Source organism: Aeromonas aquatica (assembly GCF_000764655.1).
Taxonomy (GTDB): Bacteria; Pseudomonadota; Gammaproteobacteria; order Enterobacterales; family Aeromonadaceae; genus Aeromonas; species Aeromonas aquatica.
In genome coordinates, this window is the sequence record NZ_JRGL01000121.1 from 52,995 (window position 1) to 66,452 (window position 13,458).

Below are 13,458 nucleotides of genomic sequence, written 5' to 3' on the forward strand. Positions count from 1 at the left end.
CCTCATGTACCTGAGTCACTTTGGACTGCAGGAGGCGCCCTTTGGCCTGACGCCGAACACCGGCTTCTACTATGGGCTGCCGCCCCATGAGGAGGCCCTGCAGGTGCTGAACTGGGCGCTGGCACAGGGGGAGGGCTTCATCAAGGTGACCGGGGAGGTGGGTACCGGCAAGACCCTGCTCTGTCGCAAGCTGCTGACCGAGCTCGGTTCCGAGCAAAGGCCGGTGCGCCTCGCTTGGCTGCCGAATCCCCATCTCACCCCCGCCGAGCTTCGCACCGCGCTGGCGCTCGATCTGGGCTTGTCGGTGCACGATGGCAGCGAGCTGGATCTGACCGATCGTATCCATCGCCACCTGATCGCCCTGCATCAGCAGGGCCAGCGGGTGGTGGTGTTGATCGACGAGGCGCAGGCGCTGCCGGACGAGACGCTGGAGGCGATCCGGCTGTTCGGCAACCTGGAGACGGAATCGAGCAAGCTGCTGCAGATAGTGCTGTTCGGCCAGCCCGAGCTGGATGCCAGGCTGGCCAAACCCCACTTGCGCCAGCTGCGCCAGCGCATCGGTTTTTCTTACTGTCTGCGTGCCCTGCGCTTTGACGAGGCCCGCGCCTATGTGGAGCATCGGCTGCACGTTTCCGGCTATCGCGGTGCGGCCCTGTTCGACAGCCGCGCCCTGCGCCTGTTGTGGCGCGCGGCGCGCGGGGTGCCCCGGCTCATCAACGTGCTGGCCCAGAAGTGCCTGATGCTGGCCTATGGCCGCGGTGAGCGCCGGATCGGGAGCCGACTGGTGCGCCTCGCCATCCGCGACACCGACGATGCCAGTCACCTCTCTTTCATCCGCTGGTGGCCGCTGCTGTTGTTATTGGGTGGCGCCCTGGTTTACGGAGTCTGGTCATGAGCGTGATCAATCAGATGCTCAGGGATCTGGAGCAGCGTCAGGGCGGAACCGAGGCCGCCGTCTATGTGGCGCCGGTGCGCCGACAGGGTTGGTGGATGCTGGTGTTGACCCTGCTGTGCGGGTTGGCCATCGGCATCCTCGGCTGGCGCACCTGGATCTATTGGCAGCAGAGCCAGCGAGTGCAGATTCCCACTGCCATGGCCGGGATTTCGCAGTCAACTAGCGATGTCAGCCACATAAAAGCAGCATCTTCCTCTGTAACGGCTCCTGCCGTGATGCCGTTGTCGGCGGCCTTGAGCCTGTCGACCCCGCCGGAGGCCGCGATCGCCGCGGCCACATCACCGGCCGGGACGATGGAACCCGCGGCCCTGGAGGATCTGCCCGCCGCTGACGATGAACCGCCGGCGCCTCAGCTTGAGCCCGAGGAGATGGCGAACGACGAGGTCGTGCCGAGCGATGAGGAGCTGCAACCGGATCTGCAGGCCGAGCTGGCCGCCGAGCAGGGGGCGATCGCCGCCGCGCCACCCCGCAAGCCGGGGGTGCTGAAGATCGAAACGGTGGATCTTTCCGAGCCCGAGCTGGCGGCACTGGCGGAGCGCAAGGCGACCACCGCCATGGCCAAGGGCCAGATGCGGGAGGCGCAGGACAACTATTACCAGGTGCTGGCCCATGATCCCCACAATCAGGGGGCGCGCGAGCAGCTGGCGGGCTTGCTCTATGGCGAAGGCCGCCTGACCGAGGCCGGCCAGGTGCTGGAAGAGGGGCTCAGGCTGGCGCCGCAGCAGGCTGATTTTCGGTTGCTGCTGGCCCGGGTGGCCATCGGCGAGGGGGATCGTCAGAAGGCGCTCGGCTGGCTGACCGGCTATCAACCTGAGCTGGCCAGCAACATGGACTATTACGCAACCTGGGCCGGGCTGACCCAGGAGCTGGGGCAGAATGCCCAGGCGGCAGAGCTCTATGTCAAGCTGCTGCGCCAGCAACCGGACCAGGGCCGCTGGTGGCTCGGGCTCGGTGTGGCCGAAGATGGTCAGGGCCACAGCCAGCGGGCGCTGGATGCTTATCGCAACGCTCAGCTGCACGGCAACCTCGGCGAGGCATCGGCCCGTTGGCTGGAACAGCGCATCGCCCAGTTGGCGCCCTCACCATGACCCTCTCCCAGGAGAGAGGGGACAAATCGAGGTCGAGTTAGGCTCGCAGGTTCGATTAGGGTCGCCTAATCGGACGCGGTGGCGGCGGTGTCATCACTGTAATCGGCGTAATCAGAATCAGGAATTTGGAGTAGCAATGGCACAACCCAGACTGAAAATGCGGCTCGGCGACCTGCTGGTGCAAGAGCAGATCATCTCCGATGATCAGCTCCAGCTCGCCTTGCAGCAGCAGCGCCAGACCGGCCGCAAGCTGGGGACCACCCTGATCGATCTCGGCTTCATCAGCGAGGTGCAGTTGCTGCAGTTCCTCGCCCGTCAGCTGGACGTGCCCTTCTTCGATCTCAACAACCTCACCATAGATGGGGCGGCGGTGGCGCTGTTGCCCGAGGTGCAGGCCCGCCGCTATCGCGCCCTGGCGGTCAACCTCAGCGACGACAAGGTGACGGTGGCCATGTCGGACCCCGCCGATCTCAGCGCCCTCGATGCCATCGCCGCCCTGCTGCGCCCCCGCGAGCTGGTGCTCGCGGTGGCGCGGGAAGGCCAGCTGCTCGAGTACTTCGACCGCCTCTATCGCCGTACCCGCGAGATCGAGAGCTTCGCCGTGCAACTGCACGAGGAGCATCAGGACTCGGGGTTCGAGCTGGGGGCCAGCAATCTCAACGGCGGGGCCGACGAGGGGGAGGCGACGGTGGCCAAGCTGCTGCGTTCCCTGTTCGAAGACGCGGTGCAGGTGGGTGCCTCGGACATCCACATAGAGCCGGACGAGAAGGTGCTGCGCATCCGCCAGCGGATCGACGGCATCCTGCACGAGAACATCCTCAGCGAGGTGCGCATCGCCCAGGCGCTGGTGTTGCGCCTGAAGCTGGTGGCCGGGCTCGACATCTCCGAGAAGCGGCTACCCCAGGACGGTCGCTTCGCCATGAAGGTACGCGGTCGCGACGTGGACGTGCGGATGTCGACCATGCCGGTGCAGCATGGGGAATCCGTGGTGATGCGTCTGCTGGATCAATCCTCCGGCATCTTGTCGCTGGCCGAGACCGGCATGCCGCCGGAAATTCTGGCGCGGTTTCGCCGTCAGCTCAAACGCCCCCACGGCATGATCCTGGTGACGGGGCCCACCGGCAGCGGCAAGACCACCACCCTCTATGGCGCCCTCTCCGAGCTCAATCAGGCCAGCCACAAGATCATCACGGTAGAAGACCCGGTGGAGTACAGACTGCCCCGGGTCAACCAGGTACAGGTCAACGCCAAGATAGGCCTCACCTTCTCCCAGGTGCTGCGCTCCACCCTGCGTCAGGATCCGGACATCCTGCTGGTGGGGGAGATGCGGGACAACGAGACGGTGGAGATAGGCCTGCGTGGCGCCATCACCGGCCACCTGGTGCTGACCACTCTGCACACCAACGATGCGGTGACCAGCGCCCTGCGGCTCATCGACATGGGGGCCCCCGGCTACCTGGTGGCGAGCGCGCTGCGGGCCGTGGTGGCCCAGCGTCTGGTGCGGCGGGTCTGCGAGCATTGCGTCGAGGAGCAGGCGCCCGATGCGGGTCAGGCCACCTGGCTCGGCGTGCTCTCCGGCGAGGCGCCGGGTCAGCATGCGTATCACAAGGGGCGCGGCTGCCAGAGCTGCAACTTCACCGGTTATTCCGGCCGGATCGGGGTCTACGAGCTGCTGGAGCTGGATCAGGCCATGATGGATGCCCTGCGCCGCAACGATGCCGAAGGCTTCGCCCGGGCGGCGCGGGAGCATGAACACTACCGACCCCTGGCCCTGACCGCACTCGATTACGCTCGCCAGGGCATCACCTCGGTGGACGAGGTGCTCAGGCTGGCCGAGGATCTGGGCTAACTCATGGGATCATTTGCGTATAAGGGCCGCGACAGCCAGGGCAATGCCGTCAACGGTGTGCTGGAGGCCGCCAGCGAGATGGCCGCCGCCGAGCAGCTAATGCGCCGCGGCGTGATGCCGACCGAGCTGAAAGCCGGCAAGGCCAAGTCTGCCAGCATCGACTGGACCCTGCTGCTGGAGGGGGGTGTCAAGCTCGAGGAGTTGGTGGTGTTCAGCCGCCAGATGTATGCCCTGACCCGGGCCGGCATCCCGATCCTGCGCGCCATCGCCGGGCTGGAGGAGAGCTCCCACAGCAAGCCGCTCAAGCGGGCGCTGCATGCGCTGGGGGAGGATCTTGGCAACGGTCGTCCGCTGTCGAGTTCGATGCAGGCCCATCCCAAGGTGTTCAGCAGCCTGTTTGTCGCCATCATCCACGTCGGCGAAAACACCGGTCAGCTGGAGGAAGCCTTCCTGCAGCTCGCCAACTATTTAGATCTGGAGCTGGAGACCCGCAAGCGGATCAAGACCGCCATGCGCTACCCCAGCTTCGTGATGGTTGCCATCGGCATCGCCATGGTGATCCTCAACATCATGGTGATCCCGGTCTTCGCCAACATGTTCGCCAAGTTCGGGGTCGAGTTGCCGCTGGCGACCCGGATCCTGCTCGCCACCTCCCATTTCTTCGTCAACTACTGGTGGCTGCTGCTGAGCATCATAGTGGGGACTGTGGTTGGCTGGCGGCGCTGGGTCGCCACGGCCAAGGGCAAGCTGGCCTGGCACAGATGGCAGCTCAGGCTGCCCATCGTCGGCACCATCATAGAGCGCTCCCTGCTGGCGCGCTTCGCCCGCAGCTTCTCCATGATGCTCAAGGCCGGGGTGCCGCTCAACCAGGCGCTGACCCTGGTGGCCGATGCGGTGGACAACGCCTGGATGGCGAGCCGAATTCGCGACATGCGAGCCGGGATAGAGCGGGGGGAGAGCCTGCTGCGCACCTCGGGGGCCAGCGGCCTGTTTACCCCGCTGGTGATGCAGATGATCGCGGTGGGAGAGGAGACGGGGCAGGTGGACGAGCTGCTGCACGAGGCGGCCGAGTATTACGAGCGGGAGGTAGATTACGACCTCAAGAGCCTCACCGCCCGTATCGAGCCCATCCTGATCGGCATAGTGGCGGTCATGGTGCTGGTGCTGGCACTCGGTATCTTCACCCCCATGTGGGACATGATGCGGGCGGTTCGTGGCAATTAACGAGTCGCTTGCGGCATCTTCACTCCCTTGGTGGTGGGACATGATGCGGGCGGTTCGTGGCAAGTAACGAGTTGCTTGCGGCAACTTCACTCCCTTGGTGGTGGGACATGACGCGGGCCGTGCGCGGTCAGTGAAACGCGGCAAGCATGGCGAGGCCGGAGAGGGGCAAGGATGAGCAGACAGTCCGAGCAGGATGAGCGCTGGCTGGGGGGATATCGGCGGGCCGTTGCCGCGGTCCTGTTGTTGGTCATCATCGCCAGCCTGGCCCTGAGCTATCGCAACCACAGGGAGGAGGCGCTGGCGGTCAGCCTGAGCCTGCTGGGTGAGCAGTTTGCCGAACGGACCCAGCGCTTGCACGGGCTCTGGCTTGATCAGCGAAGACCCGAGCAGGTGTATGCACAAGGGGTGGCCTGGCAATTCGATGAGCGGGGCTGGCCACTCGGGGTGCTGCCGCTGCAGTCCCCTTCCGACAACTGCCGTCAGCTGTGGCTGACCTTGCTCGGTCAGGAGGCGCAGTCGATGCCGACCTTGCAAGTGCTGGCCAGCCGGGATGGCGGGGGTTGTGAATTTGGCTGGGAGACTAACTGGCTGATCTATCGCTTCTCTGATGGCAGGGTGGTGTTCAGATCCTGAATGGCGATTGAACGGATCCAGTCTGGACTCCGGGTTACATGATTTTTTTCTGTCCACATGAAATAATGTGGGCCATTACGGAGGCAGCATGGCAGCAAAGAGAGTGACGTTCGGTTGCGGATCCGGTCGGATGGCGGGTTTTTCCCTGATCGAGCTGGTGATCGTCATCGTGATCCTGGGGATCCTGGCGGTGACCGCCTTGCCCCGTTTTCTCGATGTGACCGACGAGGCGAAGAAGGCCAGCGTGGAAGGGGTCTCCGGCGGTTTCGCCACCGCCGTCTCGCTGGTGCGAGCCCAGTGGGAAGCCGAGGGGCGTGCCAAGCAGGACAGCCTCAACACCGTGCTCTACGACGGTTCGCGTTTCTATCTGACCACGCCGACCGAGAGCCAGGTCAGCAATGGTGAGCTCTCCCCCGGTTATCCCATGGACACGGCGGCGAGCGGCGCTCCCGATGTGGATCCGGCCAATCTGACGGCGGTCCGCTGTCTCAATATTTGGGAGGGCTTGTTGCAGAATCCTCCCAAGGCGACTGCCAACTTTGACGAGGTGCGCGGTAGCGGCAATGACCTGAAGTTCTATGCCACGGTGAGCAACAACGGACTGGATTCGGTCTGCCGTTACTATCTGGTCAACAGCTTGAACAAGGGCAGTGATGGACGGTATCAGGACCCGCAAGGGAGCACCGATGCCTATATGAGTTTCAGTTACCGGCCGGCCTCCGGTCAGGTGACGACCAATATCAATTAATAAACAGAGGAAAATGTAATGAAAAAGCAGGCGGGTTTTACCCTGATCGAACTGGTTATCGTGATCATCATCCTGGGCATTCTGGCGGTCACCGCCGCGCCCAAGTTCCTGAATCTGCAGGATGATGCCAAAAAGTCTGCTGCACAGGGCGTGCAGGCTGCCGTGAGCAGCTCTGCCCAGATGGTTTACAGCAAGTCTGCGCTGGAAGGTGAAGAACGAGATCCAACGGCTGCCGTATCCAGCTCCGATGGCACCGCGATTAAGACCGTGTATGGTTATCCAGAGGCGACTGATGCGGGGATCAAGAATGCGGTGACGATCGATGGTTCCTGGACTGGTAAGGTCTCCAGCGCCCCGGGTAACTATGTTTTCTCCACCAGTAGCTCCAAATGTACCGTGAACTACAAGGAAGCGAGCGTGGCCTCTGCTGCAGTAACAACACTCACGGGTTGCTAGTTGTTTTGTTCTGGCGAGGCTTCGGCCTCGCTTTTTCTTTATTCCCGACGAGAGCCTGAATGACGACAACCAAGGGTTTCACCTTGATAGAGCTGGTTATCGTGATCCTGTTGCTCGGGATTCTGGCCGCCTTTGCCGTGCCCAAGTGGCTGGGCAAAGGCGGCTTTGAAACCCATACCCTGCGCGATGAACTGGTGACCCGGCTGCGGCTGGTGCAGAGTATCAACATGCAGGAGGGGGCGAGCCGTTGCTCCCAACTGGTGGTTGAGGCGACGCGCTTTGGCCACCTGACCCAGCTCGGTGGCTGCGCCGGCAAACCCATCTCGGCCTGGAGTCCGAACGAGCTGGTCCGGGGGCGCGTCGTGAATGCCTCCGGCGGCCTCGTCATCTCCCCCCAAAGCACATTCTCTTTCGATAAGCGCAGCGGTCGCCCCCTGACGCCCGCGATCTGTCTCACCGGCTGCGACCTGGTGGTGAGCGATGGCTGGGAGAGTGCCAGCCTCCGTATCGAGCCGGAAGGTTATATCCATGCCCTCCCTTAAGGCCCGTCGCGGCTTCACCCTGATCGAATTCGTGGTCGGCATTGTGCTGCTGGCCATCGCCCTGACCGGCATCCTGGGCTTGCTTGTCAATCAGGCCCCCCAGGCGGTGGACCCGGTGCAACAGGTACGGGCGGCCCAACTGGCCCAGCGCATCCTGAGCGAGGCGCTGCAGAAATCCTTCGATGAACGCTCGGATCATAACGGTGGGCGCTTTCGCTGTGGCGAGACGGCCGGAACCCCTCCCGTGACCTATCCTGCCTGCACCAACACGGCCAGCTATGGCCCGGACAGCGGTGAGACCCGCCCTTATCAGTTCAACGACGTGGACGACTATCAGACCAGCGCCATCTGCAGCAAAAATCTGGTCGGGTGCGATGCTGGCTGGGTGCCTGCCAACTACTTCAGCGCCCAGAGCGGGCAGGGACTCGACGAGGCGGAATACCGACAGTACGGGGTCAAGATCCGGGTGAGCGGTGCCGATCTGACCAGTGCCAACCTTCCGGCTTGCAGCGGCACCTGCTCCACCGGCAAGCGCATCGAACTCTGGGTGCGGCTGCCGGATCGCAGCGAGCTGGCCTTTGCCCTCTATCGGGGGAACTATTGATGGGGTCGCGGCAGCAGGCGCGGGGCTTTACCCTGATCGAGCTGGTGATGGTGATCCTGTTGCTCGGGGTCATGGCAACCTTCTCCAGCCAGTTTATTGGCATCGGCACCCAGATCTACGGGGATGCCAGTCGCCGCGAGCAGTTGATGAGCGATGCCCGCTTCGCCATGGAGCGGCTCAATCGCGAGCTGCGCGATGCGGTGCCCGGCTCGGTGCGAGTGGAGGATGTCGGGGGGGCTTTGGTCGATCGGGGCACTTGTCTGCGGTTCTGGCCCATCGCCACCGCCAGCGGCTATCTGGGTTCTGCGGTCAGCAACGGGCTCAGCATAGTCACACCATCCGTGCTCCCCAGGAAAGATGAGGATCTTGCCATCGTCTATCCCCTCGCGAGCTCCGGCTTCCTGAATCAGGGCTGCCTGCAGGGAAGCTGTACCGCCCGCATCACCGGCGTGGGCAGCGACGTATCGGGCGCGCTGCCCCTGACCCTCAGCAACGGTTTCGCCAAGGACTCCCCGGGTCGGCGCGTCTATTTTGCCAGCCGGCAGGTGCGCTACTGCGTGCAGGGCGCCGTGCTGACCTGGGCAAGCGCCGCTATCGGGACCGATATCACCGCGAGCCCGACTGCGCTGATGGCCGATCATATCCGCCCGGCAGCCTATTACTTCTATCGGGATCCTGCCGCCTTCAGCCCGAGCGAGGTGGGGGTGCGGCTGGTGTTCGAGCAACGCGGCGAGAGCGTCAGCTTCAACCACAAGCTGGAGGTGCTCAATGTTCCTTAAGCCGCTTCCCGCCAGCAAACGGGCCCAGCGCGGCAGCGCCATCATGATCGCGCTCTTCGTCATCGTCATCATGGCCTTGCTGGCGGCGGCCATGGGCCGCTTCCTGGTGGACAGCGGCGAGAAGAATACGGTCGAGGTGCGGGGTGTTCGGGCTTTGATGGCGGCCCAGAGCGGGCTGGAAATCGCCCTCTATCGTCTCTACCCCAACAACAGCTGGACGGCCCAGCAGTGCGCCGCATCGGCCACCACCACCTTTGCGCTTCCCGGGCTGGTGAATTGTCAGGCGACCGTCACCTGCACGCCGCTCAATGTGAGCGCGGCCGGTACCACCCGGACCGGTTATCGCTTCAGCAGCGAAGGGATCTGTGGCGATCCGGATCAGGATCTGAACAGCCCGAACCCGGATTTTGCTGTTAGCCGAACAGTAGAAGCGGAAGCCTTTGATGGAACCACCCCGTGAGATCCTTGTTAAGGAGTCAGACCCCATGAAGTCCCGCCACCGTATTTGGGGTTCAGCCTTGTGGCTGCTGCTGGGTTCTGCCTCGGTACAGGCGGCCAATCAATGCACCGAAGCCTTTGTCTACCCGGTGCAGAGCCATGCCTCCCCTGGCATGCTGAGCATGAATGGTCAAAGTTCGATCACCAGTACCACCGTGGGGACCAACTATCCCTTCCTTGGCAAGAACATCCAGCCGAACGCCAGCTGCAACAATGGTGGGGGCTACAATGGCGGTACCTACGTATCGAATTGTAATGTCAGCGGATCTTTGGCCAGCCCGATCAAGAGTCAGGCTTTTATCAGCGATCCCAATGATTTTCCGGTCAATCCAGGTGGGTTCCCCAGCTACAGCGGACAGAGTGATCTGGCCTGTTCCAACGCCATCTCGCCAGCCGCCGGAGACTACAGAAATGCGGTCTGGAGCAATGGTAGTTGCGTGGCAACCCTGAAAGCCGGGCAAACCTATCGCTTCGACTCCTTGTCACTTTCTGCCGGGGCTGTACTCAACCTCAATGGGGCAACAGTCTATGCCAAAACCGTACTGGTAAATGGCACCTCGGATGGCATCAAGGGGAGTGGCAGCCTGCATGCCTCCTCTCTCACCGTCACTGACAACGGCAAGCTGTCGGGGGCCAATGTCACCGTGTACAACAGCCTGGATCTCTCGCCCAATTCGGTGGGCAATGTCACCTCTACTTTCCAGCCGCACTATATCGACAATGTGAAGGTGACCAAGGGGGGGCAGATGGTCATGGCGGCGGGTCGCTGGTCCATCAAGAATATCAACCTCAGCACCTACAACACCAATACGCCAGCCATGCTGCTGCAAGGACAAAGTTCCCTCAATGTTTATGCATTGACCATGAGTGCTGCTGGTATTTCGGCTGCTGGCAACCGCAGCGATCTGGCCGTCACGCTCTACCAGACGCTGGACATGAACAACGATTCCATTATCAGTGGTTACCTGCTGGGCCATTACGTGAAGTCGTTCAAGTTCTTGGGGAACGCGGCCAACAACCTGTACTTCAGTGGTGGCGCCCACTGGCTTGGCACGCTGGAGCTGGGCAGCAACAACGGGCTGGTATTTGACAGCGGCAACGTTGCCCAACTTTACCTCAACAGCGCTCTGAGCCTGAGTGATCAGAAAATGGTCAACGCCAATGGCAAGGCTAACAACCTGATGATCTACGGCTTTGGCAAGGTCACCATGAGTGGCAATGCCAAACTCAACGCCATCCTCTATGTGACTGCGGGCGATCTGGACATGAGCGCTCAGGCACAGTTGACGGGGGCTGTGTCTGCGGTAAATGTCACCATGACGGGCAACAGCAAGATCATACATGAGCCCTTCGGCGGTGACTGGCCCGGCATGTGTTCCCCTCCCGGCTGCAAAGATATCTTTACCGATCCCCCCTCGGAAGGCGTCAGCATGACGCCGCCGCCCGGTGTACTGGTGCCCCCCCTCGGGGATCTGGTGTGCAGCAAGCAGGGGAATGGCACCAGCTGTACCGGCCACAGCGGCAACAGCTTCGTGCCAGGGGATCACGACTTCAACAACGGCAGCATCAGCAACAAGGCCGAGATCATTGCCACTGGCGTGACGGCGCGGCTCTACTTCAACAATCTCGATCTGAACAACGCCGAGCTCAACCCCAACAATCTGCCGGAGAATCTCTTTATCTATGTGAAGGGGGATCTCAAGATAGCCGGGCAGAACAAGATCAATGCTGTCGTCTATGTGGCGGGCAACGTCAAGATGACCGGCAACGCCAGCATCGAGGGGGCGCTGGCGGCCGGTGGCAATATCGACAGCGGCGGTAACAGCGATTTCGATTTCTCTCAGGATGCCGTCGATAACGTCGATCTCGGTGGCATCACTTGCGGTGGAGGCTCGGGGGGGAGCCAACTCGATCACTTCGAGCTGACCCATTCCGGTCAGGCGCTCACCTGCAATCCGGAGACGGTAGTTATCAAGGCCTGCGCCAACGCGGGTTGTTCCCAGCTCGTCACCGAGCAGGTCAGCGCTACCTTAAGCCTCACTCCCAGTTCCGGCAGCAATGGCTGGGTCGGCGGCAATCAGGTGGTCTTCAGCGGGGGCTCGACCTCGGCCCAGCTACGCAATAATACGGCCAGTGCCGTGACCATCGGGGTCTCAAGTTCGACCCCTGGCTTCCTCCATGGAACCCTGTGTCGGGCGGGCAGCGGGGCACTGAGCGCCGCCGCCTGTACCCTCAACTTTGCCGACAGCGGCTTCCTGTTCGATGTGCCGGATACCCTGGCCAACAAGCCTCAGGATGTGGTGATCAGCGCAGTCAAGAAAGACACTGCGACCCAGCAGTGTATCCCCGGCTTTATCGGTGCGCGCTCGGTCGGCTTTTGGGGAACTTATACAGACCCGAGTACCAATATCTTCAACAGCAAGATAACGATAGATGGCAACGCTATCCCGACTTATGCCGCCAGTGTTACTTCCCCGGCTGCAACGACCATCAATTTGACCTTCGATAGCCAGGGCAAGGCAACCCTGAAAAAAATCAGCTACCCGGATGCGGGCCAGATGCGGCTCAATGCCCGCCACGATGGCAGCGGGGATACCGCGGGGCTGGTGATGACGGGCTCGGATCTTTTCGTCAGCCGCCCGGTCGGGCTCTGCATCACGCCAACTCAGGGGGCCTGCGTGGCAGGGAACATCAGCTGTCCGGTGTTCAAGAAGGCGGGCGATGACTTCCCGCTGAATATCGGCGCCGTGGCCTGGCAGGCCGATAACGACACCGATCTTTGCAGCGGCAATCTGGCGACCCCCAACTTCACACTGGCCAAGATAGCGCTCGGCAGCCAGCTGGTGGCCCCCAAGCCCGGGGTCGAGGCGGTGGTCAGCAAGCTGAGTTATGACCATGCCATCACGGCCAGCAATAACCTCAATGTCGTCACCCAGTCGCTCAACGAGGTCGGGATCTTCCAGATGACGGCGACCCCGCCTACCTCGGGTTACTTTGGTTACACCATCCCCGCCGCCACCAGCGTGCCGGTGGGGCGCTTCGTGCCCTGGGACTTCAACCTGATGAGCGGCACCGTCACCCCGGCTTTCGGCGGTTTTAGCTATATGAGCCAGCCGTTTGGGGTGCAGACGACGGTGCAGGCGCGCAACAAGGAGGGGGGGGTTACGAAGAACTACCGTGGGGCCTTTGCCAGGGGCACTCTCTCTCTGGTGGCCGCCAACAACCAGGACGGGGTGGATCGCTCTAATCGGCTGGCACTGCTGGCCGCCAGCTGGACCGAGGGAACAGGCAAGCAGACAGGTGAAACCCGCTTTATGCGATTGCGAGAGCTGACCCCGACCCTGACCGCGCCGGAGGAGCCCCTGCGGCGGCTGCGACTGGGGCTCAAGGTGGAGGACGGCGAAACGCCGGAGACCAGCTTCCTCAGCGGCCGGAACATGAATCCGGCCGTCAGCGGTACTTGCCAGAGCGGGGTGAATTGCACCGCCAAACAGCTCTCCATTCCAAAGGGATCGGACGATACCATGATCACCTACTATGGCCGTCTACTGGCCAGCACCCGTCAGGGAGTCGACAGCGCCCCGCTGGCACTGCCGCTGCAGGTGCAATATTTCGAAGGGGGCCTGTGGCGGGTCAACCAGCAGGATGTCTGCAGCCAGCAGAATGCCTGCAGCCAGATCTCCCTGGCGGGTGGCGGTATCGTCTTCACCGATGCGGATCAACGCTATGACGCCGGGACGGGGGATCTGATTCTAAAAGACGGTACCCGCATTCGCCTTGGTCTCGGCAATGTGGCTCCGGGTGGCACTCATGTCGGTTTCGACGCAGGCGAGACCCGGTTCCACTTCGCGCCGCCCAATCAGGCGGTGCGCATTCCCTATCAAATCGTGCTGGAGAAACAGCCGCTGCAACCCCTGGCGCCGACCTGGCTAGCGGATCCGGCCATGACGGATCACCTGCTGGGTGAGGCCATTTTCGGTCGGGACAGGGGCAACGATCGGATTATTTATCGCCGTGAGGTAATGCCCTGAAATTGATCTGCGAAGGGGGAGAGGGGCCGTTTGCCATTGGCTTGCGTCTTA

Annotated in this window: 12 protein-coding genes; all 12 read left to right on the forward strand. The window is 62.5% G+C overall.

From position 1 onward, the window contains the following. Positions 1 to 4: 4 nt before the first annotated feature. Complete coding sequence (locus tag LG30_RS0115810) at positions 5 to 895, forward strand: ExeA family protein (protein ID WP_033131662.1); 891 nt, start codon at positions 5 to 7, stop codon at positions 893 to 895. Continuing rightward, complete coding sequence (locus tag LG30_RS0115815; RefSeq protein WP_033131663.1) at positions 892 to 2,043, forward strand: tetratricopeptide repeat protein; 1,152 nt, start codon at positions 892 to 894, stop codon at positions 2,041 to 2,043. The genes LG30_RS0115810 and LG30_RS0115815 overlap by 4 nt, the downstream gene beginning before the upstream one ends. Before the next feature lie 136 nt (positions 2,044 to 2,179). Beyond that, entirely contained in the window at positions 2,180 to 3,892 is a 1,713-nt protein-coding gene (gene mshE / locus LG30_RS0115820) for an MSHA fimbrial ATPase MshE (RefSeq protein WP_033131664.1), read from the forward strand. Positions 3,893 to 3,895: 3 nt separating this feature from the next. Then, positions 3,896 to 5,116 (forward strand): type II secretion system F family protein, encoded by a 1,221-nt coding sequence (locus LG30_RS0115825; protein WP_033131665.1) that lies wholly within the window; start codon positions 3,896 to 3,898, stop codon positions 5,114 to 5,116. A gap of 171 nt (positions 5,117 to 5,287) precedes the next feature. Continuing rightward, positions 5,288 to 5,749, forward strand: coding sequence for a hypothetical protein (locus LG30_RS0115830; RefSeq protein ID WP_033131666.1), 462 nt, complete (start codon positions 5,288 to 5,290; stop codon positions 5,747 to 5,749). 88 nt (positions 5,750 to 5,837) lie between these two features. Next, on the forward strand, positions 5,838 to 6,497 hold the full coding sequence (locus tag LG30_RS0115835) for a type II secretion system protein (protein WP_052101138.1): 660 nt from the start codon (positions 5,838 to 5,840) through the stop codon (positions 6,495 to 6,497). An 18-nt stretch (positions 6,498 to 6,515) separates the two neighbouring features. After that, the gene (locus LG30_RS0115840) at positions 6,516 to 6,953 is read left to right on the forward strand and encodes a prepilin-type N-terminal cleavage/methylation domain-containing protein (protein WP_033131667.1); all 438 of its coding nucleotides are present in this window, start codon (positions 6,516 to 6,518) and stop codon (positions 6,951 to 6,953) included. A gap of 59 nt (positions 6,954 to 7,012) precedes the next feature. Continuing rightward, a complete protein-coding gene (locus LG30_RS0115845) occupies positions 7,013 to 7,495 on the forward strand; it encodes a pilus assembly FimT family protein (RefSeq protein WP_033131668.1) in 483 nt (160 codons plus the stop codon). Beyond that, positions 7,482 to 8,099 carry a type II secretion system protein gene (locus LG30_RS0115850; RefSeq protein WP_033131669.1) on the forward strand — a complete coding sequence of 206 codons (618 nt, stop codon included), beginning with the start codon at positions 7,482 to 7,484 and terminating at the stop codon, positions 8,097 to 8,099. Before LG30_RS0115845 ends, LG30_RS0115850 begins: the two co-directional genes overlap by 14 nt. After that, the gene (locus LG30_RS0115855) at positions 8,099 to 8,878 is read left to right on the forward strand and encodes a PulJ/GspJ family protein (RefSeq protein ID WP_081966222.1); all 780 of its coding nucleotides are present in this window, start codon (positions 8,099 to 8,101) and stop codon (positions 8,876 to 8,878) included. The genes LG30_RS0115850 and LG30_RS0115855 overlap by 1 nt, the downstream gene beginning before the upstream one ends. Before the next feature lie 43 nt (positions 8,879 to 8,921). After that, positions 8,922 to 9,338, forward strand: a complete 417-nt coding sequence (locus LG30_RS0115860) for a hypothetical protein (RefSeq protein WP_033131692.1) — start codon at positions 8,922 to 8,924, stop codon at positions 9,336 to 9,338. A 25-nt stretch (positions 9,339 to 9,363) separates the two neighbouring features. Beyond that, positions 9,364 to 13,407, forward strand: a complete 4,044-nt coding sequence (locus LG30_RS22580) for a DUF6701 domain-containing protein (protein ID WP_033131670.1) — start codon at positions 9,364 to 9,366, stop codon at positions 13,405 to 13,407. Positions 13,408 to 13,458: the final 51 nt, after the last annotated feature.